25 protein-coding genes are annotated in these 25,101 nt (G+C 45.5%); 3 read left to right on the top strand and 22 right to left on the bottom strand.

Features of this window, described 5'->3' with window-relative positions; genetic code table 11:
• Positions 1-171 precede the first annotated feature (171 nt).
• From QM657_RS09150 to QM657_RS09195, 10 genes are all read right to left on the bottom strand, one after another.
• Positions 172-579, bottom strand: a complete 408-nt coding sequence (locus QM657_RS09150; RefSeq protein WP_415066330.1) for a GerW family sporulation protein — start codon at positions 577-579, stop codon at positions 172-174.
• A 33-nt stretch (positions 580-612) separates the two neighbouring features.
• Positions 613-1,560, bottom strand: coding sequence for a DUF2953 domain-containing protein (locus QM657_RS09155; protein WP_415066331.1), 948 nt, complete (start codon positions 1,558-1,560; stop codon positions 613-615).
• Positions 1,561-1,567: 7 nt separating this feature from the next.
• The gene (locus QM657_RS09160; protein WP_415066332.1) at positions 1,568-1,897 is read right to left on the bottom strand and encodes a hypothetical protein; all 330 of its coding nucleotides are present in this window, start codon (positions 1,895-1,897) and stop codon (positions 1,568-1,570) included.
• Complete coding sequence (locus tag QM657_RS09165) at positions 1,878-3,197, bottom strand: hypothetical protein (protein ID WP_415066333.1); 1,320 nt, start codon at positions 3,195-3,197, stop codon at positions 1,878-1,880. Before QM657_RS09165 ends, QM657_RS09160 begins: the two co-directional genes overlap by 20 nt.
• A 36-nt stretch (positions 3,198-3,233) precedes the next feature.
• Complete coding sequence (locus tag QM657_RS09170) at positions 3,234-4,481, bottom strand: competence/damage-inducible protein A (RefSeq protein WP_415066334.1); 1,248 nt, start codon at positions 4,479-4,481, stop codon at positions 3,234-3,236.
• Between the two features lie 2 nt (positions 4,482-4,483).
• A complete protein-coding gene (gene pgsA / locus QM657_RS09175; RefSeq protein ID WP_415066335.1) occupies positions 4,484-5,026 on the bottom strand; it encodes a CDP-diacylglycerol--glycerol-3-phosphate 3-phosphatidyltransferase in 543 nt (180 codons plus the stop codon).
• Positions 5,010-6,350 carry a 30S ribosomal protein S12 methylthiotransferase RimO gene (rimO, locus tag QM657_RS09180; protein WP_415066336.1) on the bottom strand — a complete coding sequence of 447 codons (1,341 nt, stop codon included), beginning with the start codon at positions 6,348-6,350 and terminating at the stop codon, positions 5,010-5,012. Before rimO ends, pgsA begins: the two co-directional genes overlap by 17 nt.
• Before the next feature lie 78 nt (positions 6,351-6,428).
• Positions 6,429-6,683 carry a DNA-directed RNA polymerase subunit omega gene (rpoZ, locus tag QM657_RS09185; RefSeq protein WP_415066337.1) on the bottom strand — a complete coding sequence of 85 codons (255 nt, stop codon included), beginning with the start codon at positions 6,681-6,683 and terminating at the stop codon, positions 6,429-6,431.
• A gap of 20 nt (positions 6,684-6,703) precedes the next feature.
• On the bottom strand, positions 6,704-7,330 hold the full coding sequence (gmk, locus tag QM657_RS09190) for a guanylate kinase (RefSeq protein WP_415066339.1): 627 nt from the start codon (positions 7,328-7,330) through the stop codon (positions 6,704-6,706).
• Between the two features lie 15 nt (positions 7,331-7,345).
• Positions 7,346-8,224 carry a YicC/YloC family endoribonuclease gene (locus QM657_RS09195; protein WP_415066340.1) on the bottom strand — a complete coding sequence of 293 codons (879 nt, stop codon included), beginning with the start codon at positions 8,222-8,224 and terminating at the stop codon, positions 7,346-7,348.
• 134 nt (positions 8,225-8,358) lie between these two features.
• Here QM657_RS09195 and QM657_RS09200 point away from each other — a divergent pair, with 134 nt between their 5' ends.
• Complete coding sequence (locus QM657_RS09200; RefSeq protein ID WP_415066341.1) at positions 8,359-10,098, top strand: Rqc2 family fibronectin-binding protein; 1,740 nt, start codon at positions 8,359-8,361, stop codon at positions 10,096-10,098.
• Positions 10,099-10,558: 460 nt separating this feature from the next.
• Here QM657_RS09200 and QM657_RS09205 read toward each other — a convergent pair whose 3' ends face one another.
• From QM657_RS09205 to QM657_RS09215, 3 genes are all read right to left on the bottom strand, one after another.
• Positions 10,559-10,735 (bottom strand): hypothetical protein, encoded by a 177-nt coding sequence (locus QM657_RS09205; RefSeq protein ID WP_415066342.1) that lies wholly within the window; start codon positions 10,733-10,735, stop codon positions 10,559-10,561.
• 464 nt (positions 10,736-11,199) lie between these two features.
• Entirely contained in the window at positions 11,200-11,346 is a 147-nt protein-coding gene (locus QM657_RS09210; protein WP_415066343.1) for an exodeoxyribonuclease V subunit alpha, read from the bottom strand.
• Positions 11,343-11,912 carry an accessory gene regulator B family protein gene (locus tag QM657_RS09215; protein WP_415066344.1) on the bottom strand — a complete coding sequence of 190 codons (570 nt, stop codon included), beginning with the start codon at positions 11,910-11,912 and terminating at the stop codon, positions 11,343-11,345. Before QM657_RS09215 ends, QM657_RS09210 begins: the two co-directional genes overlap by 4 nt.
• A 666-nt stretch (positions 11,913-12,578) precedes the next feature.
• On the opposite strand from QM657_RS09215, the gene QM657_RS09220 reads away from it, so the two are divergent.
• Entirely contained in the window at positions 12,579-13,412 is an 834-nt protein-coding gene (locus tag QM657_RS09220; RefSeq protein ID WP_415066345.1) for a sensor histidine kinase, read from the top strand.
• Positions 13,413-13,415: 3 nt separating this feature from the next.
• Entirely contained in the window at positions 13,416-14,156 is a 741-nt protein-coding gene (locus QM657_RS09225; RefSeq protein WP_415066346.1) for a LytR/AlgR family response regulator transcription factor, read from the top strand.
• A 91-nt stretch (positions 14,157-14,247) separates the two neighbouring features.
• Here QM657_RS09225 and ilvA read toward each other — a convergent pair whose 3' ends face one another.
• The 9 genes from ilvA to QM657_RS09270 all read right to left on the bottom strand — a co-directional run bounded on the left by ilvA (position 14,248) and on the right by QM657_RS09270 (position 25,090).
• Positions 14,248-15,471, bottom strand: coding sequence for a threonine ammonia-lyase (gene ilvA, locus QM657_RS09230; RefSeq protein ID WP_415066347.1), 1,224 nt, complete (start codon positions 15,469-15,471; stop codon positions 14,248-14,250).
• Between the two features lie 3 nt (positions 15,472-15,474).
• Positions 15,475-16,416 carry a signal recognition particle-docking protein FtsY gene (ftsY, locus tag QM657_RS09235; RefSeq protein WP_415066348.1) on the bottom strand — a complete coding sequence of 314 codons (942 nt, stop codon included), beginning with the start codon at positions 16,414-16,416 and terminating at the stop codon, positions 15,475-15,477.
• An 11-nt stretch (positions 16,417-16,427) separates the two neighbouring features.
• On the bottom strand, positions 16,428-19,988 hold the full coding sequence (smc, locus tag QM657_RS09240) for a chromosome segregation protein SMC (RefSeq protein ID WP_415066349.1): 3,561 nt from the start codon (positions 19,986-19,988) through the stop codon (positions 16,428-16,430).
• A 2-nt stretch (positions 19,989-19,990) separates the two neighbouring features.
• Entirely contained in the window at positions 19,991-20,728 is a 738-nt protein-coding gene (rnc, locus tag QM657_RS09245; protein WP_415066350.1) for a ribonuclease III, read from the bottom strand.
• 77 nt (positions 20,729-20,805) lie between these two features.
• Positions 20,806-21,036 (bottom strand): acyl carrier protein, encoded by a 231-nt coding sequence (acpP, locus tag QM657_RS09250; RefSeq protein ID WP_158379215.1) that lies wholly within the window; start codon positions 21,034-21,036, stop codon positions 20,806-20,808.
• Between the two features lie 34 nt (positions 21,037-21,070).
• On the bottom strand, positions 21,071-22,102 hold the full coding sequence (gene plsX, locus QM657_RS09255; RefSeq protein ID WP_415066351.1) for a phosphate acyltransferase PlsX: 1,032 nt from the start codon (positions 22,100-22,102) through the stop codon (positions 21,071-21,073).
• A gap of 105 nt (positions 22,103-22,207) precedes the next feature.
• Complete coding sequence (locus QM657_RS09260; protein ID WP_415066352.1) at positions 22,208-23,566, bottom strand: MATE family efflux transporter; 1,359 nt, start codon at positions 23,564-23,566, stop codon at positions 22,208-22,210.
• A gap of 148 nt (positions 23,567-23,714) precedes the next feature.
• Entirely contained in the window at positions 23,715-24,602 is an 888-nt protein-coding gene (locus tag QM657_RS09265) for an RsiV family protein (RefSeq protein ID WP_415066353.1), read from the bottom strand.
• Entirely contained in the window at positions 24,599-25,090 is a 492-nt protein-coding gene (locus tag QM657_RS09270; protein ID WP_415066354.1) for an RNA polymerase sigma factor, read from the bottom strand. Before QM657_RS09270 ends, QM657_RS09265 begins: the two co-directional genes overlap by 4 nt.
• Between the last annotated feature and the right edge of the window lie 11 nt (positions 25,091-25,101).

A 25,101-nucleotide genomic window follows, 5' to 3' on the forward strand; every position in this document is an offset into this window, starting at 1 on the left:
TCCCAATACGAGACATCCAATAATAAACAAAACCGTAAAAATAGTTGCCGGGATAAAAAGCAGGATTGCCATACCTGCTCCGAAACAGAACAGCATAAGTCCGCATACTCTTCTCATATCATCCCTCAGTCCATTCAGGCTATATGATATCCTATGCGGCTTATCCCTTTCTTATTCTTCCCCTTTTTTCTTCTCACCAGCAGAAGCGATTTCTTCGGCTGCTCTTAAGGCTTCCGGAGAGATTTCCTTGTTAGAGGAAAATTTATTGACAAAATCGGGAACCATGTCCAGAATTTTTGTCACAGCATCCTGCTGTTTGATATTGACCAGCTTTGTCACTCCGTTCTGGATGATCAAAATCGCGCTGGGGCTCATCTTTGCATGCATTCCGCCCGCACCCTTTTGCTTGGAATCCTCTGCAAAAGAACCGGCTGCCATGCCGCAGGTCACATCCACCAAAGGCAAAATGATGGTGTCATCCACCTTTACTGCATCTCCTACCACTGTCTTTGTAGCTACAAATGTATCCATGCCCTTAAACAGCGCTTCTACCGTAGACGTAAAATAATTATCTGCCACTTTAAGCAATTCCTCCTTTATCAATTCAATCCTCTATCGAAGCCATTTCTTCAACTGAACCCTGAAATTCTTATGAAGCAGCATCCGGCCTGCGATGGCAAGGATCGTTCCAATCCGTATTCTGCCCCTGAAATTTCCATCCGCCTTCAATACGACCCGGTCAAAAACCGGATATAAGTTCAGATGCTTATAGCAAAACGGATAAACCACGCTCGCATAGGTCAGCACCTGTCCTGTCACGTAAGGGTCGTCAAAACCAAAGGTGACGTTTCCTTTTCCCCTGCGGGGAAGGATATGGCGGAGCAGCTTTTTAAGCTGTCTCAAAAGCAGCTTCACTGTCTTCTGGTTTTCCTTATCAGAAACCCAGGCCTGCAGTTTTTCTTTCTTATCTTTTACTGCTTTCAGTGTATCACAAATCCGATGGAAAAAAAACTTAAGTTTTAACAATTGCTTCCGGATTTTCTCTTTCAGCTTTAAAAACCAGGGAGTCTTCCCGTCACTTTCCGGAGATTCCTGCTCTTTAAAAGACTGGCTTCCGCTCCAGGCAGAATCCTCCTTACGGGACTGGGTCCCGCTTTGGATATCCTCTTCAAAATCCTTGATCCTGCTCTTTTTCTCCGGTTTTTTCTGTATCTCTTCTTTTATATCGTCTACTGCTTCTTTCGGCTTCACTTCCATGGCCTGAACCATGATTTCTCCGGCCTCCCGGAGCTCATGATCCATCTTTTTCGGCTTCAAAATCCGAAACCCGAACAGCCGGACCGTCATAATGAAGTCCTCTTCATAAGAAAGGGTCACGGAAATCAGGTGCAGCAGCCAGGTAACCCTGACTTTCCCCTTCACCTTTTCATCATATGAGCCCTCTGCCCGATACCGGACCGGAACCAAAAGGACCAGCAAAAGCAGCGATAAAATCAGGCCAAGCACCACAAGAAGCAGCAGTCCTAAGATTTTTAATATAAGTAAAATAATATGAACCATGGACACCTCACACCTTACGGGCCTCTCCCCCTATGAAAGAAAGCAGGTCAAAACCGCCTGTTTGACCGTACATCTCATCCACAATGCATCGGGCCACCTCTAAGGCTTCCCAGTAGCTTGCCGCAATACCGATCACGAGAAGCTCCTTTTCCGGGTAAAAAGGGGATACCAGCAAAGATGCCGGGCAGATATCAAGTATATTATTCCCATCGGAAGCAGGTGTAATCACATAACTTCCGCGTACAGGCCTTGATTTGCGGATTCCCCGTATGATCCGGTAACGTTTTCTTCTCGCTTTTTCGCCCACATACAAATGGTCAGACCAGAATATTTTCATAATCCATCAGCTCTTCCAATAACTCCTTGCAGGTTTCCTTTTCCTCTTCATCCAGACAGCTTTCCAGGCTTCCCCTGATGTAATCCTCGATCTCGCTCATGGAACGGAAATAAACGGGAAGATCGGATAAAATCTTAGCCATAATGGCCCGGACCACTGGTTTGGAGGTCCCGGAAAACACCGTTTCCAGTTCCTTGAAATACTCTCCCGCCACCCGTTCCAGCCAGGGGCGGTCAACCTCTTTTTCTTCTTCCGGCTCCTGTCCTGCATTTTCCTCCGGAGTCTTAAGCTCTGCAAAACAGCTTCCCGATAAAAGCCGGTCAACATTCAACGCATTGATAAAATCAGGATCAAGCTGACCCTCTTCACTTTCCCGCGGAAGTTCTGTCCTTAAGTAACGTTCATAATAAGCTTCCTGCTTCCCTTCCAGACGGGTCAGCTTATCAAAAAAGGCTTCATCTCCCGGCGAATAATCCTCTTTGAGAAACTTTTCCAAAATCTCTGAGACGAGGGACTGGTAAAAAGCCTCTTCCTTTTCATCCACAAGGGCTTCCTGGCGGGAAAGAGCCAGCACACACATATCGTTGACAAGCTCCTGAAGCATCATATACATTCCCGCTTCCTCTGTCAGGCTGTCACAGGCGAGCTTGTACAGGGAAGACACCTCTTTATAGCTTTCCGCTGTCATGGCCCGGTAGTCCGCTGCCCGAAGCCTTTCCAGAGTCTTATAAAGGGAGTGATACCCCTCCATATCCGGTCCCAGACTTACCATGGACTCTGTCCGAAGAACATACATCATATCCTCCAGGCTCTTTCTGGAAGCCCCCAGATAAACGGAAAGCCCCTCTGTAATAAAGCTGAAAAACTTCTGCTTAGTCAGGCGGACCGGAAGCTGCTCCATGATATTTCTGATTCTTTCATTTCTGATGGGCGCTTCCCCGGCAGCTTCTATAAATTCCATCAGCCGCAAAACCAGCTCATCATCATCAAGCCCTGTTTCCGGCACAGTTTCAAATTTCCGTTCCAGACGGTTTAAAACGTAGGCGTAAATTTGAAAGCAGTCCGTATAGGATGTGAGAGTCTCAACCCTGCGGGTGATATCCCCCCTCAGTTCCATCAGACAGGGCTGGATATCCTTTTTAGAAAGCTGGTCTTCCATCAGGGAGTTGAGCCTTTGACAGCAGCCCATGACCTCCTCTGAAATCTCTGTTTTCTCAGCAACGGTTTCAAACAACGTATAGTAATTTAAAACCAGCCTGACCCAGGAATACTGATAGGCCGCTGACATCTGTTTTTTCATGAAACGGGTTTCCAATCGATCACCTCCGTTTGCGTATTATGATTGACAGGTGGAAAGGATTAAACGGCGCAGCATGTCCAGCGCCTTTATCACAGACTGTTCCCTGATCTTTTCCCGGTTTCCCCTGAAATGGAACTCCTCCACCGTCACTTTATCTTTTATAAAACAGGCAATATAGACCAGTCCCACCGGCTTTTCGCCGTCTGCTCCAGGCCCTGCAATTCCGCTGACAGCGACACAGGCATCGGCATCAGCAGCCAGCACACCTCCCGCCGCCATTTCCTTGGCGGTCTGCTCGCTGACAGCACCGTATTTCTTCAAAGTTCCTTTGCTGACGCCCAGAACCTTTCTCTTGGATTTGTTGGAATAGGTGATAAAGCCCTGGTTAAATACTTCCGAAGCGCCGGGCACATTGACCAGCCGTCCGGCAATTAAGCCTCCGGTGCAGGACTCCGCCGTAGTCACCGTCAATTCATGCTTTTTCAAAAGGGAAACCACCGCCATTTCAAGCGTTTCCTCTTCCCTGGTTGTATACACATCCTTGCCAAAACGGTTTTTAATTTCCTTTACCACAGGCTTTAACAGCTTTTTCGCTTCCTCCTCGCTGGAGGCCCTGGCCGTGATCCGCAGATGCACTTCCGCTGTTTTCGCATAAGTGGCAATCGTAGGATTGGACTGGCTGTCAATTAAGTCCAGAATCTGATCCTCCACCTGGCTTTCTCCCTGGCCGCATATCTTGACCATCTGGGAACGGATCACCCCAGGCTGCAGCTTTTGAAGATACGGGGATACCTGCTCCTGAAATAAGGGGATGAGTTCACCGGGAGGCCCCGGAAGCAAAACTGCTCTCTTTCCATCCTTTTCCAGAATCAGCCCCGGAGCCGTGCCGTTGCTGTTGTCGAGAACCTTTGCTCCATGAGGAACAAGGGCCTGTTTCCAGTTGTTGTCCGGAATCTTTTTATAAAGGCTTTTCCTGAAATATTCCTGGATTCTCTCCCTTGTATGGGCATCTTCTTCCAGAGGAAGACCGAGAACCTCTGCGCAGACTTCCTTTGTTAAATCATCCTCCGTAGGTCCTAAGCCCCCGGTTAAAATGACCACATCAGAACGGTTTAAGGCTTCGGAAAACACCGCAAAAAGCCGTTCCCGGTTATCCCCCACAGTCACCTGATGATACATGGAAAGGCCTAAAAGAGCACATTTTTCCGCCAGATACTGGGTGTTGGTATTTACGATGTTGCCCAGCAAAAGCTCTGTTCCAACTGAAATCAGTTCCACAACCATGATTACATGCTCCCTTCCGTAAGAACCTTATGATTTTTTACAATATAATCCACTAAAGAGATCAGAGTAAGGGCCGTCGCAATCCAGATAAAGAGGAATGTAATAAAGGAAAGGGCCGGAATGTTCAGGATCAGAAGCACGGACAAAATCATCTGGGACACTGTCTTAAGCTTTCCCCAGTAACTGGCCGCAATAACCACTCCATTGTCGGAAGCCACCAGACGAAAGCCGCTGATAATGAATTCCCGGCTTATGATCAGTATGACAATCCATGCAGAAAGCTGGCCCAGACCCGTAAAGCAGATGAGTCCGGAACAGACCAGCAGCTTATCGGCCAGAGGGTCCATAAACTTTCCAAAATTAGTCACCAAGCCATACTTTCTGGCGATGTTTCCATCCAGCCAGTCCGTAAAGCTGGCCACAATAAAGATGACGGCAGCGATATAGCGGTACAGCGGATTGGCACCGCCCTCCAACAGCATAAACAGCACAAAAAACGGAATCATGATAACCCTTAAAATCGTAAGCTTATTCGGTAAATTCATCTTCCAATTCTCCTATCAAATCATATTCCATAGCTCCGGTCACACGGACCCTGGCAAAATCACCTGACATCAGTTCCACCCCGGTCTGGACAAAAATCATTCCATCCACTCCAGGGCCATCCATATACGTACGCCCTACATATGCATTCTCATCGGCCACTTTTCCCTCTATCATAACCTCTAAGGTTCTTCCGATCATATCCTCAGAAAGGGCCAGGGAAATTTCCTGCTGAAGCTCCATGATTTCATCACGGCGCTCCTCCTTCACCTCCTGGGGAATCTGATCCGCAAACTCTGCGGCAGGAGTGTCCTCTTCTGCGGAATAAGCGAATACGCCCAGACGCTCAAACTCCATCTCATCCACAAATTCCATCAGCTCGTCGTGATCCTCCTGGGTTTCTCCGGGGAATCCGGAAATGAGGGTAGTCCGAAGGGCGATATCCGGAATTTCTCTGCGAAGTTTTTCCACAATCTCCCGAAGCTGGGCCTGTGTGGTTCTTCGTCCCATCAGCTTTAAAATCCGGTCACTGGCATGCTGAATGGGCAAGTCCAGATAAGAACATATCTTGTCCTCTTCCTTAATGGTCTGGATCAGCTCATCCGTAATTTCCTCCGGATAACAGTACTGAACGCGAATCCACTGGATTCCCGGTATGAGGCACAGCTTTTTTAAAAGCTCCGGCAGAGATTTCTTTCCGTATAAATCCATTCCGTAAAGGGTGGTTTCCTGAGCCACTAAAATCAGCTCCCTCACTCCCTTTTGAGCCAGACTTTCCGCCTCCTTGATCAGCCTCTCCATGGGAACACTGCGGTAGCTTCCTCTCAGGCTTGGGATGATGCAGTAAGTACAGTGCTTATCACACCCTTCCGCAATCTTTAAAAATGCATAGTGGCCGCCGGTGGTGAGCACACGCTCCGCCTCCTGCTCCGGAAATCCGCTCAGCTCATGGAAGCATTGAACGTGTTCCTTGCCTCCTAAAGCATCGCTTAAAACCCTGGCAATCTCATCATACGTAGAAGTTCCTAAAATTCCGTCTACCTCCGGGATCTCATCAATGATCTCCTGCTTATACCTCTGGGCCAGACATCCGGTCACAATAAGGGCCTTGCACTTGCCATCCACTTTCCTTTGAGCCATTTCCAAAATGGTGTTGATGCTCTCTTCCTTGGCATCATTGATGAAGCAGCACGTATTGATCACAATCACATCCGCTTCGTACTCATCATCTGTAAAAGTGTATCCGTCTTTATTCAAAAGGCCCAGCATCATCTCCGTATCAACCAGATTTTTGTCACAGCCCAGTGAAATACATAATAATTTCATTCTTTAACTCCTGTCTTTCTTTCACTAAAAGGAACGATTAAAAAGGCTATCTCTCCAAAAGGGGAGACAGCCTTCCTCCTAATTATCCTCTTCTTCTGTTCCTTCTGCTTCGCTTAAAATCTTCACTTCACCCTGATACAATTCCTCTACAGCCATGGAAAGCGGTTTTTTCCCCGGCTCAATCAGCTCCGGCTCTGCTCCTCCGATGATCTGTCTGGCTCTTTTAGCTGCTGCGATCACGATGGAATAACGGCTGTTTATAATAGGAGTGTCTCCAGGTTCTACCTCACTGTTTACTACATTAATCAAATCTGAATAGGATGGATGTAACATCTTTCATTCCCCTTTCTCAATCAACTCTTTATATTCTTCAATTCTTCCCGGATATGGGACAAAAACTCTGTATTATTGGAAGCCCGGTTGTGCTGGACCTGGATCATGGTGTGCATTTCCTCCACGCAGGTACAGACCTGGTTATTAATGAGGATATAATCATATCTTTCCATACCCTCTGCTTCCTCTGCTGCTCTGGAAAGCCTGGCATTGATAACCTCCATGCTTTCAGTCCCCCGCCCAATGAGGCGGCGTTTCAGCTCCTCTGCATTGGGAGGCATGACAAAGATCAAAATAGCCTCCGGGAAACTCTCCTTCACCTTAAGGGCTCCCTGGATTTCAATTTCCAGAATCACGTCTTTTCCCATCTTCATCTGGTTGGAGACATACTCCTTAGGTGTTCCGTAATAATGGTTGACGTAACGGGCATATTCGATTAATGCGTCCGTTTCTATCATTTCTTTAAAATGTTCTTCTGTTACAAAGAAATACTCCCTGCCGTCTGCCTCGCCCCCTCTGGGTGCTCTGGTTGTGGCGGAAATAGAAAGTGCATAATTATCATAACGATTTAAGAGTTCCTTCATCAAGGTTCCCTTTCCGGCTCCTGAAAAACCGGATACAACGATCAACATGCCATGGTTATTCATGTCTTTGATATTCTCCTACTCAATATTCTGGATCTGTTCCCTGACTTTTTCGATTTCTGTCTTTAACGCAATGGCCCTGTCGGAAACTTCCAGATCATTGGCCTTGGAGAGAATGGTATTGGCTTCCCGGTTCATCTCCTGAGCGATGAAATCCAGCTTTCTTCCAATACTTCCTCCTGCCTCCAGCTCTGCACGGGTATTTTCCATATGGTTTCTCAACCTTACAGTCTCTTCATCCACGCAGATTTTATCGGCAAAAATAGTGACTTCTGTGGCGATTCTGTTTTCATCAATCGTGGTTCCTGCCAATAATTCAGCAACCTTGTTCTCCAGCTTTGCCCGGTATTCGGAAAGAATCTTCGGAGAACGTTCTTCAATAAACTCCACAAGTCCGGTCATAAACGCAAGCTTTCCCAAAAGGTCAGTTTTTAAATTCTCACCCTCGATCACCCTGCTGTCCACAAACCGTTTTGCAGCTTCTTCAATGGTATCAGAAAGCAGTTTCCACATCTGCTGCTCATCCTCAGCCACTTCCTCCATGGTCAAAACCTCCGGACATCTCGATAAAGCCGATACCTTGATATCGTTTTGGATGCCGAACTGTTCCTCCATCTTTGCGAAATAATCCATGTATTCAGCAGCCAGCGCACTGTTGTACTTTAAACACAGTTTATTTTCTGTATAATCCTCGTAGCTGATGTACACATCAACCTTGCCGCGCTGGATATAATTCTTTAATAAATTCCTGATTCCTGCTTCAAAAAAATTAAACTTTTTCGGCATCTTTATGCTCAAATCCAAATATCTGTGATTTACAGCCTTCATTTCGACGGAAATTTTATATTCATCCGTGACGGTTTCGCATCTTCCGAAACCGGTCATGCTCTTAATCATTGCATATGCCTCTCTTTCGCCATAGATACATTTCATTATAAGTCATAATAAAAAACAAGTCAAATAGTTTTAAATTTTACAGAACACAGATTCTATGGTATACTATCCCTACTATTTACCGGAGGAAACAGACAATGGCATTAGACGGAATCGTTATGGCAAATCTGACAGCAGAAATGAAAGAACGGCTGGAAGGCGGAAAAATCGCAAAAATCGCCCAGCCGGAAAAGGATGAACTGCTGTTTACAATTAAAAATCAAAAAAACACCTGGAGGCTCTTAATTTCAGCCAGCGCCAGCCTTCCCCTGATTTATTTCACGGAAGCCAACAAGCCAAGCCCCATGACTGCCCCTAATTTCTGTATGCTTTTGAGAAAGCATATCGGAAACGGACGCATCATACGGGTGAGCCAGCCCGGCCTGGAGAGAATCCTCTGCATGGAAGTGGAACACTTGGACGAGCTGGGTGACAGGCGGACAAAAAAGCTGATTGTGGAAATCATGGGCAAGCACAGCAATATCATCTTCTGCAATGAAGAAGACATGATACTGGACAGCATCAAGCACATTTCCGCCCAGGTCAGCTCTGTCCGTGAGGTTCTTCCCGGAAGAACCTATTTTATCCCTCAGACCATGGATAAAAAAGACCCTCTCACCATTACCCAGGAGGAATTTATCGATGTGATCGGTCATACGGCCTCTCCTATCCAAAAGGCCCTGTATATGAATCTGACCGGAATAAGCCCCATCATGAGCCACGAGCTCTGCCATCTGGCTTCCATTGACGGAGACCATTCTGCTAATGAAATGACGGAGCTGGAACTGATCCACTTATATAGGATGTTTTCCTTAATGATGGAGGATGTGAGACAGGGACAGTTTTCTCCTAACATCGTATACCGCCAGGAGGAGCCGGTGGAATTTTCCTCCCTCCCCTTAACGTGTTATCAGGGGAATGGTTACCGCTCGGAAGCCTTTGACTCGGTCAGCAGTCTTTTGGAAACCTACTATGCGTCGAAAAATACCATAACCCGCATCCGGCAAAAATCCGCAGACTTACGGAGAATCGTTCAGACAGCTTTGGAGCGGAATTACAAGAAATACGATTTGCAGGAAAAGCAGTTAAAGGATACGGAAAAAAAGGACAAATACAAGATTTACGGAGAGCTTTTAAACACCTATGGATATGAGCTGAAAGGCGGGGAAAAGAAACTCACCTGTCTCAACTACTATACCAATGAGGATATTACGATTCCCCTGGATGAGCAGCTCTCATCCAAAGAAAATGCCCAGAAGTATTTTGATAAATACAACAAGCTGAAACGGACCTTTGAGGCCGTAACAGACCAGATCGCAGAAACCAGACAGGAAATCGATCACCTGGAGTCTGTCAGCACTGCCCTGGATATCGCTTTAATAGAAGAAGACCTGGTACAGATCAAAGAAGAATTGATGGAATACGGCTACATCAAGCACCGCCGTGCAGGGGATAAAAAGCCTAAGATCACAAGCAGGCCATTCCACTACCTCTCTTCTGACGGCTTTCATATCTATGTGGGGAAAAATAATTACCAGAATGAAGAACTGACCTTTAAAGTGGCAACCGGCAATGACTGGTGGTTCCACGCCAAGGGAATTCCCGGTTCCCATGTGATCGTAAAAACAGAAGGAAAAGAACTGCCTGACCGCGCATTTGAAGAAGCCGCAGCCTTAGCCGCTTTCTATTCCAAAGGGCGGGAAAATGATAAGGTGGAAATCGATTATATTCAGAAAAAACACATCAAGAAAGTGGCCGGATCGGCTCCCGGCTTTGTGATCTACCACACCAATTATTCCATGGTGGCGGAGCCTAAAATACTTTTAGAACAATGCTAGTGACTTGCCCAGGCTGTGAAGGCCTGGGCAATAAATATTGTGAAATAAGGCAATATATGGTAATATATTTTCAGGAGTAACCGAATACAGGGTGGGCCTTCCGTCTTTTATGTCTTCATGTCATAGCAAGAGGGGAGGTGATGCCGGATATGTTTTCATTTAGTGATATAATCCTATTTGCGACATTTATTCTGGCATTGCTGGCTTACATAGATAAGCCAAAAAAATAGCCTACCCTGCGCCAACAGGATAGGCGGTGTCCGTTAGGACATTTTACCATTCTTTAGAGGGCTTCCACCTTGTGTGGCGGTTACTCTTCTTGTAATTTTAATATAGCATATCTGGAAAATTAATTCAAGACTCAGTTTAATCCGGCTTTAGCCATTCCCCAGAAAACAGGCGCAGAAAAACCACCTTTAATCCAGGTAATCTTTTTGCGCCCTTTTTCTGCAAATATTTTCTAAAAGAACATCTGCCCTTCTTTTCTCTCCGGTATAGTGGTAGATATAACCTCAATGAAATAGTCATCCGGAATAAGTTTTCTCCCTCTACGCCTTGCCAGAATTCTTCTTCGGATAAGAGCAGTGTTTACTTTCTTTTCCAGTTTTGCAATTTTTTGAACTATATTTAACTCCATCCACATATTCTCCCGTATTAGCTGAATCTATATCATTCCATTGAAATCACTTGCCAAGCTATTTTCTATTCCCATTTCCCCTTTTGTATAAATTGCTCTTTAAAATAAAGGTTAAGCCAATATTTTAAAGAGCTTTTCATACAATGTTTTCAAAGTTGCTCACAGCGCAATTTGAATCTTTTCACTTTCCTGATTCCCAATCAGCTTCAGCAAAAATTATTATAAATCCTCAATTTTTCCTCCCCTGAACCAGTTTAAGCCTGAATTACCTGAAATATATGGTGATATTTTCATAAAATTCTATATGTATCAGAAATCCAGGCTCAACTGGTTCCTCGCTGCTTTTGTACAACTTGATTTCACTCCCAAATCCTCTATAAATCGGATGTTCTATAAATGCCCATTTTAAATAGGATATATTTTACCATTGATTTACCGTTATACGTCAGCAGCAGTAAAATTCCTTATTTCGAATTTTCGTTACGCATCTTTAATACTGCATCCGGAATTTTTCTTTCATAAATTGTAGCCGGGATGCTTCTTCCTATGGAATTAATGGATACTTTCACTAACACTTTTTGTAACTTTTCTGCCACCTGTTTTTTCATCATTCGTCTTCTCCTTTGACTTTTATTTTATTTTTAGGAAGTAATGTTAGGACTTCCAAAATAACTGGATAGATAATCAGCCCCCTAAGAGCCGGACTGAAAAAAGCAATTGCCATCAGTAAAGTTAAAACAACAATAGAATGTACTTTTTTTCTGAATTTATCCTGCGAAGTAAAATGTTCAATATTTATTGTTCTTGGGACACAGTAAGCAATAACAAACACTGAAAGAACATAAATGTATGGCAAAAATGATATTTCTATATTAAAAAACATATCACCTAAAATCGATACAGCCCAGACCAGAAATACGCCGAATCCACATCCCCATCCTGTTTTGGCATGAATACCGCCAGCCTGTAATCTCAATCCACAAAATGCTGACAAAACCACAATTGTCTCGAATCCTTTTCCTAATGCAATTCCGATAGCTAAAATAACAATCATTTTAATAACATTATCCAGAAATAATTCCATGCCATACTGAATCGCTTCATTTTCTTCTGGACTTTTAGGACTCAGTTTATTCAGCCAATCACAAAAACCGACAGCAATTTGAGAAATGCTCATTATGTCACCACCTTTTGATAACATATTATCACATTTTTAATCCAACAAAATATTTTTGCAATTTCTGTATGGTTTTTCTTCCTAAGCGTAAAATGATTTTGATTTTAATACAATTTCCTTTACTTTCCAATTATAACATTGTAAAATATATGTAAACATCTACCGTTAAGGAGATCTCCCATGACTTATTTTATTTATACATTTACAGGAGCATTATGTAATTACTTTTTCTGTGTACATTTGCTCCCTAATAGATTGACGATCCTTAAACGATTGATTATATTTTTATATGCCTTTGGCTCCATTTTCTTTCTTAATCAAATTTATGGGCAAGCCAGTACGTTCATCACATTTTTAGGACTTATGCTTTTAATTTATTTATTTGCTGAAAATCACTTTTTTAATTTGTCCTGTTATTTATTTGGCTATTTTTATACAATCACATTTAATTATATATTTATGTGGGTAACTGGCTTTATCCTTAAGATGGACATGGAAGAACTGGTGAAAGACCATATATTACTTATTATTTTTTCTTGTGTATATTGTATATTTTGTGGAATCACAACAAAATTAATCGGAAATCACTTGCATAAAAATTTGAACATCAAAAAGTATTTAAACGATCATTACCTATTGAAAGCTATTTTTATCGATCTCTTTCTTTTGGTATTACTTTATATTTTCAACTTCTCCTACGGAGAACGCCTCGGCTACAACTACGGTGTCATTGCACTAAACGGAATCATTTTCCTGCTGCTGTTCATAATCACAGTATTTCTCATGTATTCCGTTTACAAAGTCGCCATAAAAGAGCAGACATACAAGCACCGCATGGCGCAGTTTGAGAATCTCCGTGTTTACACCGAACGTGTGGAAAGCTCTTACGGAGCCATGCGCAAGTTCAAGCATGACTACATAAATATACTCAGCACTATGTCAGAATTTATAAACGAAAATGACATGGAAGGACTGAGGGAATATTACGAAAAAAGTATTCTTCCCATCAGCCACTCCTTTACAGAGTCAGACACCAAGCTTGGCCTCCTTTCCTGCATAAAAGATACTGCCTTAAAAAGCCTTCTCTCTTCCAAATTCATTTACATGATAGAAACAGGCATCAAATTAGAAATCGAACTGCAGGAAACCATTGATGAACTGCCCCTGGACTGTCTGGATTTGTGCCGGGTGATCGGCATATTCCTGGATAATGCCATGGAGGCTGCTATGGAAACAGAGGAAAAAGAAGTGTGCTTTTGCATGTTTTATAAAGATGATGACCTCTATCTCGTCATCCAAAACACCGCTCTTCCCCTTCCCTACGCCATAGCCAATCTCCGCAGCCATGAATTTTCAACAAAAGGAGAAAACAGGGGAATCGGACTTTTTAATGTAGATATGGTATTAACAAATTATAAGAACGTCCTTTGGAACACGAACTATGAAGAACCTTATTTCACACAGGAACTGATCTTAAAGCAGACGATTGCTCAGGAGTAAAAAATGATCCAAATATACCTTTGTGAAGACGATAAGAGACAATTGAGGAACTGGGAAAGCATCATAAAGAAATATCTACTGATGAACTTAACAGAATCCCAGCTCTACTGCTCCACTTCAAGCCCGGAAGAACTGCTTTCCATGAGAAGACATTCTGCTATTACAGGGCTTTATTTTCTGGACATCGATTTAAGGGCGGAGAAAAACGGACTTGAACTGGCCCAGGAAATACGCAAATACGATCCGCGAGGATACATTGTCTTTGTTACCACTCACAGCGAAATGGCGGTTCTCACATTCCGCTACAAAGTAGAGGCCATGGACTTCATTGCAAAGGATGATCCCAAGAAGCTGGCCGAACAGATTTGTGATTGTATACAAAATGCAGAAAGAAATAACAAAGTGCAACTGGAATCCTCCGACAGGCTCTTATCCATAAAAATTGATAAAACCTCTCTCGTTCTGGACCAGAATGACATTGTAGCCATTACCACCGGAGACGATTACCACAAAATCACCATTCACACCAAAACAGGACTCCGTCAGGTGCCGGGTTCCTTAAAAGAATTAAAAGCGGCCTTAAGCCCATCCTTTTGCCAGTGCAGCCGGTCCGCCATCATCAACCTCAAACACATGACGTCATTTTCCAGGGAAGATGCCCTCATTACCATGAACAACAAAGAAACCTACACTGTTTCCGTGCGCATGATGAAAAAGGTGCAAAAGGCCGTAGATCAGTTATAAGTTTAAAATTCTTCAAAACATAAAAAGACAGAAGCAAAAGAACCGGCCAAACGGCATCCTTTTACTTCTGTCTTTTATCATTAAATCAGGCTTATTCCAGATAAGTCCCCTTGGATTTCACCAGCTTTGGCCTGTAGCCGTCAGCCATAAGGGCCGCCATAATGGAATTCTTATGCTCTGTTCCAAATGCCTCCAGAGTGATCCGAAGTTCCACGGCAGAGTTTCTGTTTATGCTGATGAACTGGTTGTGCTCCAAGCGGATTACATTGCCCTGTTCCTTTGCAAGAAGAGTGGAAACCTTAGCCAGCTCGCCCGGCTTATCAGGAAGCAGGATGGATACGGTAAAGATACGGTCTCTCTGAATCAGTCCATGCTGAACAACAGAAGCCATGGTGATCACGTCCATATTTCCGCCGCTTAAGATGGAAACTATCTTTTTATTATCCACCTTCATATGCTTTAAAGCGGCAACGGTCAAAAGGCCGGAATTTTCCACGATCATCTTGTGATTTTCCACCATATCGAGAAATGCCACAATCAGCTCCGTGTCTTCAATGGTGATGACCTCATCCACATTCTCCTGAATATAGGGAAAAAGTTTGTCTCCCGGACATTTCACTGCCGTACCGTCAGCAATGGTATTGACTCCCGGCAGATCAACCACCTTTCCCTGGCGCAGGGATTCCTGCATACAGTTGGCGCCCGCCGGCTCCACGCCGATGACCTTGATCTTGGGATTTAACATCTTTGCCAGAACAGAAACTCCGGTGCACAGGCCGCCGCCGCCGATGGGAACCAGAATGTAGTCGACAGTGGGAAGCTCCTTCACGATCTCCATGGCAATACTTCCCTGTCCGGCAGCCACATCCAGGTCATTAAAGGGATGAACAAAGGTAAGCCCCAGCTCCTCCGCCATCTTGTAAGCATGGTCACAGGCTTCATCAAATACATCACCTTCTAAAACCACCTCTGCACCGTAGCTCTTTGTCCGGTTCACTTTCATCAAAGGAGTTGTGGTGGGCATGACGATGGTTGCAGAAATGCCTGCCAGCTTGGCTGCGTAGGCAACGCCCTGGGCGTGATTGCCTGCGGAAGCCGTAATCAGTCCCTTTGCCTTTTCTTCCTCCGTCAGGGTGCTGATTTTATAATAGGCGCCTCTCACCTTATAAGCACCGGTATACTGAAGGTTTTCCGGCTTGAAAAACACCTTGTTCCCGGTCTGGGCGGAAAAATACTCACTGTATATGAGCTTTGTTTCCAGAGTGATTTTACTGACAACCTCTGATGCTTCTTCAAACTTTTCCAATGTCAACATACGCTACGCCTCTTCTTTCTCCTCTACGTGGAACAATGCATTTACGAATTCCTTTGCGTTGAACTTTTGCAGGTCATCAATCTTTTCTCCGACTCCAATGTATTTTACAGGGATTCCCAGCTCAGACTGGATGGCAACTGCAATGCCTCCCTTGGCTGTTCCGTCCAGTTTCGTCAGGATAATACCGGTAATATCCGCCGCTTCCATAAACTGCTTTGCCTGCACAAGAGCGTTCTGCCCCGTGGTTCCGTCTAACACCACCAGAGTTTCCCGGTAGGCCTCCGGATACTCCTTGTCGATGATCCGGTTGATCTTCTTAAGCTCTTCCATCAGATTCTTTTTATTGTGCAGACGGCCTGCCGTATCACAGATTAAAATGTCAGCCTGCCTTGACTTGGCCGCAGCCACAGCGTCAAAGACAACGGCTGCCGGGTCAGAGCCTTCCTGCTGGGCAATGATATCCACCCCTGCCCTCCTGGCCCATTCCGTCAACTGGTCAATGGCCGCCGCACGGAAGGTATCGGCTGCCGCAACGATCACCTTTTTTCCCTCATCCTTCATCTGCCCTGCCAGCTTGCCCACGGAAGTGGTCTTTCCCACCCCGTTCACGCCGATGATCAAAAGAATGGATTTCCGGTTTTCAAATTCATAGGCATTTTCCCCCAGGTCCATCTGTTCCATAATGCTGTCCATAAGGAGCTGCTTGCACTCTGCCGGGTCCTTGATGTTTTTCTCTTTAACTTTCCTTCTCAAATCCTCTACAATTGATGTGGTAGTCTGGATTCCCAAATCCCCCATGATCAGGATTTCTTCTATTTCCTCATAAAACTCATCGTCAATGGCGGAAAAGCCGCTGAAAATGGAATCCACTCCTGCGATGATATTATCCCTTGTCTTTTGCAGTCCAGCTACCAGCTTTCCAAAGAACCCCTTTTTTTCACCCATAGTCGGTCTCCTTAACTTTCTAAATCTTCTTCAATCAGATTAACAGATACTAGCGTTGAAACGCCCTTTTCCTGCATGGTGATTCCATACAGGCGGTCCGCAGCCACCATGGTACCGCGCCTGTGGGTAATGACAATGAACTGCGTATATTTTGTCAGCTTGTGCAGATATTTCGCAAAACGGTCCACGTTGGAATCGTCAAGAGCCGCCTCGATCTCATCCAGCAGACAGAAAGGAGATGGCTTTAAGTTCTGAATCGCAAACAAAAGAGCGATGGCAGTCAGAGCCTTTTCCCCGCCGGAAAGCTGCATCATGTTCTGAAGCTTCTTTCCCGGAGGCTGGGATATGATCTGGATTCCTGCCTCCAGAATATCCTCCTCTTCCACCAGTTCTAAGGTTCCCCGTCCGCCTCCGAACAATTCCTTAAATACCTTGTCAAATTCCTGGCGAATCTCCCGGAATTTCTCCTCAAACTGCCGCCTCATTCCCGTATCCAGCTCTTCGATGATCTTTAAAAGGGTGCCTTCTGCGGCCACCAGATCATCGTGCTGGGTCTTCATAAATTCATAGCGTCCGGATATTTCCTTATAATCCTCGATGGCATTGACATTGACATGGCCGAGTTTTCTGATATCTTCCTTTAAGGAAGCGATCATGGTCTTGATCTGAGGCAGGGAGGTCCACTCCTCATTGCGCAAGGCCTCTGCCGTTGAAAAGGTCAGCTCATATTCGCTCCACATGTAATCCACATGGCCTTCCAGCCTCTCCTCCAGCTTTTCCTTCTGGCTTTGCAGGCGGAACAGTTCCTTATCCAAAAGGCTGATCCGTTCCGTCAGCTCTTCTCTCTTTCGGAACAACTCCTTCTGCTCTTTGGATTTATTTTCCCTGACAGCCGCTTTTTCCCTTACAAGCTGCTCCTGCACCTCTGCCTGGGCCTTTGCCTCTTCAATCCGGGCCTTTAAAGCATGAATTTCACCTTGTTTTTCTTCGATAATCCGGTTGGAGTCTGTGGTGCCGTTTGAAAGGCCCGAAAGCTCTTCCTCCAGGCGGCGGATTTCTTCCTTCACACGGTGGATATTTTCCTGTTCAAAATCATCCTTTTGCTTTAACCCGGAAGCCTCCATCTGAATTGCGGATAAATTCTTAAAATGCTGTTCCCGGTCTGCCCTGGCCGTTTCCAGAAGATGCTGAGAGCTTTCCAACTGATCTGAGGTTTCCAGATTCTGCTTTTCCAGCCTTCCCACCGCTTCCAAAAGGTCCTGCCTGCTGGCGCCGATTTCCCGAATCTGCTCTTCAAGCTGGCCGTTTTCCCGATCTAAGTCCCCGTAGGATTCCTTTATCTCCGCCTTCTTTTCTTCCGCCCGGCGAAGGCTTAAATGAACTGTATTCTGCTTTAAATAAAGCTGCTGTATTTCTGTCTGTATTTTTCCGAGCTCTTCCCTGCTTTCCGCCAGAAGCCCCTCGTTCATCACCAGGTCCTTTTCCAGACGTTCCACATCGGTCAGAGCTTTGGTACAGGCCTCTTCCAGCTCCTCCATTTCCCTTTTCCGTCCCAGTAAATTGCTGGTATTTTTAAAGGCACCGCCTGTCATGGAACCGCCTGCGCTGATCAGTTCTCCTTCCAGAGTGACGATCCGCAGGGAATACTGGAACTTTTTTGCCAGGGCAATGGCGTGGTCAATGGTTTCTGCCACCACCACCCGCCCTAAAAGGTAAGTGAGAAGGCCCTCATACTGGGGATCGGCCTCTACCAGAGTGCTGGCAAGACCTAAAACCCCCGGCTCTGACAGGGCTTTTTCCTGATGAAAGGCATTTTTATTTCCAATGCTGGTAAGGGGAAGGAAAGTAGCCCGCCCAAACCGGTTTTTCTTCAAATATTCAATCAGGTGCTTGGCCGTCTGTTCGGAGTCGGTCACCACATTTTGAATGCTTCCGCCGAGTGCGGTCTCAATGGCGATCTCATACTTTTTAGGCACTGTGATCAAATCTGCCACAACTCCATGAATGCCGTGAACCCTGTCCTTTACCTCCATAACCTTGCGGATGCTGCCGCCGTAGCCTTCATACCGCTCTGCAATGTTCCGGAGGGATTCCAGCTTCGTATAGCTGGTGTGGTATTCCTGCTGCTTGTTGTTTAAATTTTTATTGAGTCTGCGGACTTCCTGTTCCAGTTCCTCTGTCCTGGCTTCGCTGGAGGCTCTGGCTTCATCCCGGCTGGAAATGGCTGATTCAATTTCACCGGCCTCCCTCTCAAGGTCTGCCAGCCGCTCATCCTGCTCTGACTCATCGCTCTTATACTTAAGCAGCTTCTGGCAGACCTCAGAACGCCGTACATTTACCTGCTCCAGCATGGTTTCATACCGCTGCTGTCTGGCGCTGAAAGATGCCTTTTCATTGAGGATGCCGATGATGCCGCCTTTCCCCTCTTCAATCTGCTGTTCTAAAAGGCGGATTTTTTCATCCTCCGCATTTAAAGTAGCTTCTGCTTCCTTCTGTCTTTCTGCAGCCGCCTTTGCCTGTCCGGCGATCTGGGACCGCTCCTCCTCATAAGAGGCGGACTGGGCGGTTTTGGCCTCGATTTCGGTATGTATGGTGCGGATGCGCCCTGCAATATGCTCCGCATTCATCTGCTCCGTATTGATCTGTTCCCTCAATACGTTGATCTGGCCCTCTAAATTCCCCATAGCCATGTCAGACTGATTCTTTTCATTCCTGGCCCGGTCAATGGCTTCATCAAGCTCTGTCAGAGAGACATCAAGAGCCTCGTACTCTTCCCGTATTCCTTCGGATATCTGCCTTGTCTCCTCTAAATCCTTAGAAACAATGGCCTCCTTTTCCCCGCTCTCCTTCATCTGGGTCCGCAGGCTTTCCGTCTCCATTAAAAACTGGTTGACGTCGTACTTTTTCAGTTCTTCCTTTAAGCGAAGGTATTCTCTTGCCGATTCAGACTGTTTGGCAAGAGGGCCGATCTGCTTTTCCAGCTCAGAGAGAATGTCGCTGACACGAATCAGATTCTGCTTTTCATCCTCTAACTTTTTCTGGGCAATGGCCTTTCTTCTCTTGAACTTCACGATTCCGGCTGCCTCGTCAAAGAGCTCTCTGCGCTCTTCCGGCTTTCCGCTTAAGATTTTATCGATCTGGCCCTGTCCGATGATGGAGTAGCCCTCTTTTCCGATTCCCGTATCGTAAAACAGCTCATAAATATCTTTCAAACGGCAGGCGCTTCCGTTGATCATGTATTCGCTTTCCCCGGAGCGGTACACCCTTCTGGAAACCGTCACCTGGTCGTAATCAATGGAAAGGTGATGGTCTGAGTTGTCTAAAGTAATAGCCACATAAGCAAAGCCCTGGGGCTTTCTCATCTCCGTTCCGGAAAAAATCACGTCCTGCATATTGGAGCTTCGAAGCTGCTTTACCTTCTGCTCACCTAAAACCCAGCGCACGGCATCGGCAACATTGCTCTTGCCGCTGCCGTTGGGACCTACAATTCCAGTGATTCCGTTATGAAAATCAAAGATGATCTTATTGGCAAATGATTTAAAGCCCTGTACCTCAATACTTTTCAGATACATAGTTACCCTTTCTTCCCCGCGCTATTGTCCTTATTCTTGGACGCAGGAACCGCCTCCATGCTTTTAAGCTCCAGGATTCCGCGGTAAGCAGCCACCTGTTCTGCCGCCTTTTTCGTCCTTCCTGTCCCTTTTCCGATGACCTTTTTGCCGATGAGGACCTGGGTTTCAAACACCTTGTTGTGATCCGGTCCCTTCTCCTGCAAAAGCTCATAACTTAAAGGCTCATCTGTCCTGCCCTGCACGATCTCCTGTAAGATAGTCTTGCTATCATAAAAGAGCTGTTTATGTTCCAGATCATTCATGATGAAACGAAGGATAAACTCTTTTGCATTAGCAAAACCACCATCCAGATAAATGGCTCCGATGAGGGCTTCCATGGCATCGGACACGATTGACGCCCGCCCCCGTCCGCCGGTGCCTTCCTCGCCTTTTCCAAGAAGCAGATACTCCCCAAGCTTTAAATCCTCGGCACAGTAAGCAAGAGTCGGCTCACAGACAATGCTGGCCCGTATTTTGGTCAAATCCCCCTCAGGCTTTTCCGGATACTTGTGGTACAGGCAGTCGCTGGAAACCACCTCCAGCACGGAGTCCCCTAAAAATTCCAGCCTTTCATTGCACTCCAGCTTGCTCAAACGGTGCTCATTGGCATAGGAGCTGTGGGTCACGGCCCGTTTCATCAACTGCTTGTCCGAAAAAACGTATCCGATGCGTTCTTCCAGTTCTTTTAAATTTCTGCTCATTCGATACTCCTTTCAACCCTCATTATAAAATAAGGTGCTGCATACAGACCTGAAAGTCCCGGCAGCACCCACATCTATTAATTTAAAGCATTCTTGATCTGTTCTACTGCGTCACTGACACTTACGATGTTTTCTGCCACTTCAGTCGGAATTTCAATGTCAAATTCCTCCTCAATGCCCATAACGATCTGGAACACATCAAGGGAGTCTGCGCCAAGATCGTCTACAAATGTTGCGTTCATGGTCACCTCATCAGCCTCAATATTCAATACCTCTGCAATAATGTTCTGTAACTTCTCAAATTCCATTTCTTTTCCTTCCTCTCTCCTATTCTTGATTTCCTTACTCTTGCCCATTCTTTTCGGACATGCTTTCATTTTCAATTCTAAGACTTTCTCTTATTTTGTCATTAATTCCCTGTTCCTTGAAGGTCACGCATTGAAGTATGGAGTTCTTCACCTCTAGTCTTTTTGAATTCCCATGAGTCTTCACCACCAGGCCGTTAAGCCCTAACAGCGGCGCTCCTCCGTATTGGGAACCGTCAAAGGATTTTAAAGTTTTCTTTAAAGCAGGCTTTACAAGCAGGGCTCCGATTTTGCTCCTTAAACTTTCCATCATGCCGCTCTTTACCTTGCTTATGAGAGTTGCTCCCACTCCTTCATAAAGTTTCAGGATTACATTGCCCACAAATGCCTCACAAACAATGACATCTGCTCCGCCCCTGGGAATCTCTCTGGCCTCAATGCTTCCGGTAAAATGAATGTCCTTGCATTCCTTTAACAGCGGAAATGTTTCTTTTACAAGCGCATTGCCCTTTTCCTCTTCTGCGCCGATGTTGACAATCGCCACCCTGGGATTCTTAATGCCCACCACATGCTCCATATAAAGAGAGCCCATTCTGGCAAACTGCACCAGATGAGTGGCACGGGCATCCACATTGGCTCCGCAGTCCACCAATAAGGAAACTCCGTTTTCCGTAGGGATAAGAGGGGCTAACGGCGGACGTTCCACGCCTTTGATCCTCCCGACAATTACCTGCCCGCCAACCAGGAGCGCTCCTGAGCTGCCGGCTGAAACAAACGCATCCGCCTCCTTCTGTTTTACCAGATTCATTCCCACAACGATGGAAGAATCCTTCTTCTTTCGTATGGCATTGACCGGAGGTTCTTCCGTTTCGATTACCTCTGACGCATTCACAATCTGTATCTGGTCCTTTGAGTAAGTATGCTTTTCAAGCTCTTTCGATACTAGATGCTCCTGCCCTACTAAGAGAACCCGAATCTCTTTATTCGCGTTTACAGCCTCAACAGCGCCCGCAACCATTTCAACAGGTGCGTAGTCGCCGCCCATGGCATCTACAGCTACTTTTATCATCTTGATTCCCCTTTCGCTTCCGCCTAAGATAATCTATTACATAATATACTAAATATTAATCTATAAATCAATAATAAATTAAGAAATTTAAAACAGGATAAAAAATCAGCCCTCCAAAGGAACTTCTGAGGCAGAAAGATTCTTTTTCATAATGTGACGGTATGCAATTCCGGTGAACAAAGAAGCGCTGATCCAGGCCGCCGGATCGCAGGCACAGGCCAGTGGATAGTTTAAAAATCCGATGGCAAAAGCCGCCATGACCAGCCTTGCAAAAAGCTCCGCAGCCCCTCCCAGCATAGGCAGCAATCCATAGCCGCACCCCTGCATGGTGTTTCTGAATATAAAAATCGTGGAAAGAGGGATATAAAACGCTGCGCACAGATAAATATAGGACTTTGCCCAGGGCAGCATATCGGCGATATCCACCTCTCCGGAAAAGAACAGCTTTAATATAAAAGGAAGTCCCACGACAGCCACAACAGAACAAAGAAGGCTGTATACGGTGGTGGTCACCAAAGCAAGCCTCACTCCCTGGCGGATTCTCTTTATATTTCCCTTTCCAAAGTTCTGTCCGGAATAAGTTGCCATAGTCTGCCCCATGGCGATCATTCCCTGCATGATTAAGTTCTGGAACTTATTGGCAGCCGTATAAGCCGCAACGGCGGTAGAGCCGAATAAATTAATGGCAGACTGCATGACGATGGTTCCCGAAGCTGTAATCCCAAACTGGAGGGCCATAGGAATCCCTATGGAAAGCTGACGCTTTGTATCCCATTGATCCAGCCTCCAGTGCTTTTTTTCCGGAGTCAGAACCGGGACTTTTTTGTAAATATATACGATACATAGAATTGCCGATACTGCCTGGGAAATATTGGTGGCCCACGCCGCCCCTGCAACTCCCATATTTAAATTTATAATAAAGAAAAGATCCAGCACCACATTTAAGAAAGCGGAAAGAATCAGGGAAAAAAGAGGAACCCGGCTGTTTCCTACGGAACGCAGATAAGAGGAAAGCAGATTGTAAAATACGCTTGCCACAATTCCCATGCAGATGATGGAAATATACGTATAGGCATCCTCCATAATGTTCTCAGGAGTATTCATAAGCCTGAGAAGGGCTCTCATTCCGGAAAGGCTTAAAGCAGTCATAATAACGATAACAAATACGGATAAAAGTATTCCGTTGGCTACCGACCTTTTCGTTCCGTTTTCATCTCCCGCTCCAAAGCGCTGGCTGGTGAGAACGGAAAAGCCTGTGCTCATGCCCTGGGAAAAGCCGAGAACCAGAAACATGATGGTCCCTGTGGAACCCACTGCAGCCAGGGCATCGGGGCCCACAAAACGTCCCACAATAATGGTATCGGCCATATTGTAAAGCTGCTGGAAAATATTTCCGATCATGAGAGGAAGCATGAACTTTAAAATAATCGGAAGCGGACTGCCCTTTGTCATATCAGTTTCCATAATTTTCATCCTTTATACAAATATTGCGCCGCCCTTTGGGAAGCACAAACGTTATTTTACCATGCTGTCCGCCCTTTGTCACTGTACTTTTTTAACAATAAAAAAGACAGACAAGCCGGTATTGACCCGCCGGCCTGTCTGTTTTTTCTCACGGAGTAATCTCAAATTCCACTGCCCCGGCTGCTCCCGGAGCTATCTCATATTTTTCAAAGACAATCACAGGATTTCCATTTTCCTTCATATAAAACCTCGTATCACCGGAAATGGTCTCAAAGCCGCCCTCTTTGGGGCTCCAGAACTCAATTCCCAGCTCACGGGATTTTTCCTCCATCTGGCTTTTGATGCTTTCATTTGCCTTTTGAATATAATTCTCTCCCAGGACATCTTTCAAAGTCAGCAGCTTCCGGGTATTTAAATCGATGTTATAATACCGCTCCTCACTATAGGCCGAAGTCCAGCTTTCCGTGCCCTTCACCACAAAGGATAAGTAATTGCTGTTCTGGGACAGGATTTCATACCAGACCTTGATCTGGATTTCCCGTTTTTCCCATTCCTCCTCTGTTCCGCCGGTATCCAAAAATGCCTGCTTGTATTCCTCAGCCCGCTTCACCGCCTCCTGGGCATATTCATTGCAGATGCTCTGGATTTCTTCATTGACCTGCTGGGAAAGTCCGGAATTATTCTCTGTAATGAATTCAATTCCCGGCACTTCCACAGAAATCTTTTCCTGCCCCTGCTCCTTTGTATAGGAGCTTACCGTCAGAATCCGGGCAATGGGGCCTATAACAGGAAGCTGATATGCTTCCTCTGCAAAAGCTGTACTTCCATTCAAAGCCCCCGTAAATACGACTAAAACCGCAGCGGCTGTCCCCAGCCCCCATTTATAAAATCTGTGGTTTCCTTTTCCTCTCGTATCTCTCATATTTTTCTCCTCTCTCTTCTTCGACTGTTCAATAAGGCCCTGTATGCGAATCCCCAACTCCTCAGGAACCGGAATTTCATCGTATTTTTTCTTCGCATCCTCTAAACGGCTCATAGGCTTACCTCCTCAATATTCTCCCTCAGCAATTTTAATCCCCGGTACAATCTGGCTTTTACCGTGTTTAAATTGGTATCCGTGACTTCTGCAATTTCCTTCAGTGAAAGCTCTTCAAAAAAACGCAGCCTGATGACATGCTGCATCTCCGGCTCCAAATGGCCGATCTCATCATAAAGGTCATCCGCAGGTTCATACTTCCGTTCATAATAGGGAATATCCATATAAGCCTCTTCCTCTACCGGAATTTCCCTTTTGCTCTTTCTGAGAAAATAATTGCTTTCATTTACCAGAATCTTATAGAACCAGGTTTTAACGGCATCCGCATTTCTCAAGGATTCACAGTGGTCCAGGGCTTTGCAGACCGCATTTTGAACAATATCCAGGGCATCCTCCTTATTGCGGGCATAGCTGAAAGCCAGCCGGTAAAAACTGTTTTGATTTTCAATGATATACCTTGTCATCTGATCATAAACATCTTGTCTCATTTATTACCCTT

It is taken from the genome of Lacrimispora sp., from assembly GCF_047605665.1.
Taxonomy (GTDB): Bacteria; Bacillota; Clostridia; order Lachnospirales; family Lachnospiraceae; genus Lacrimispora.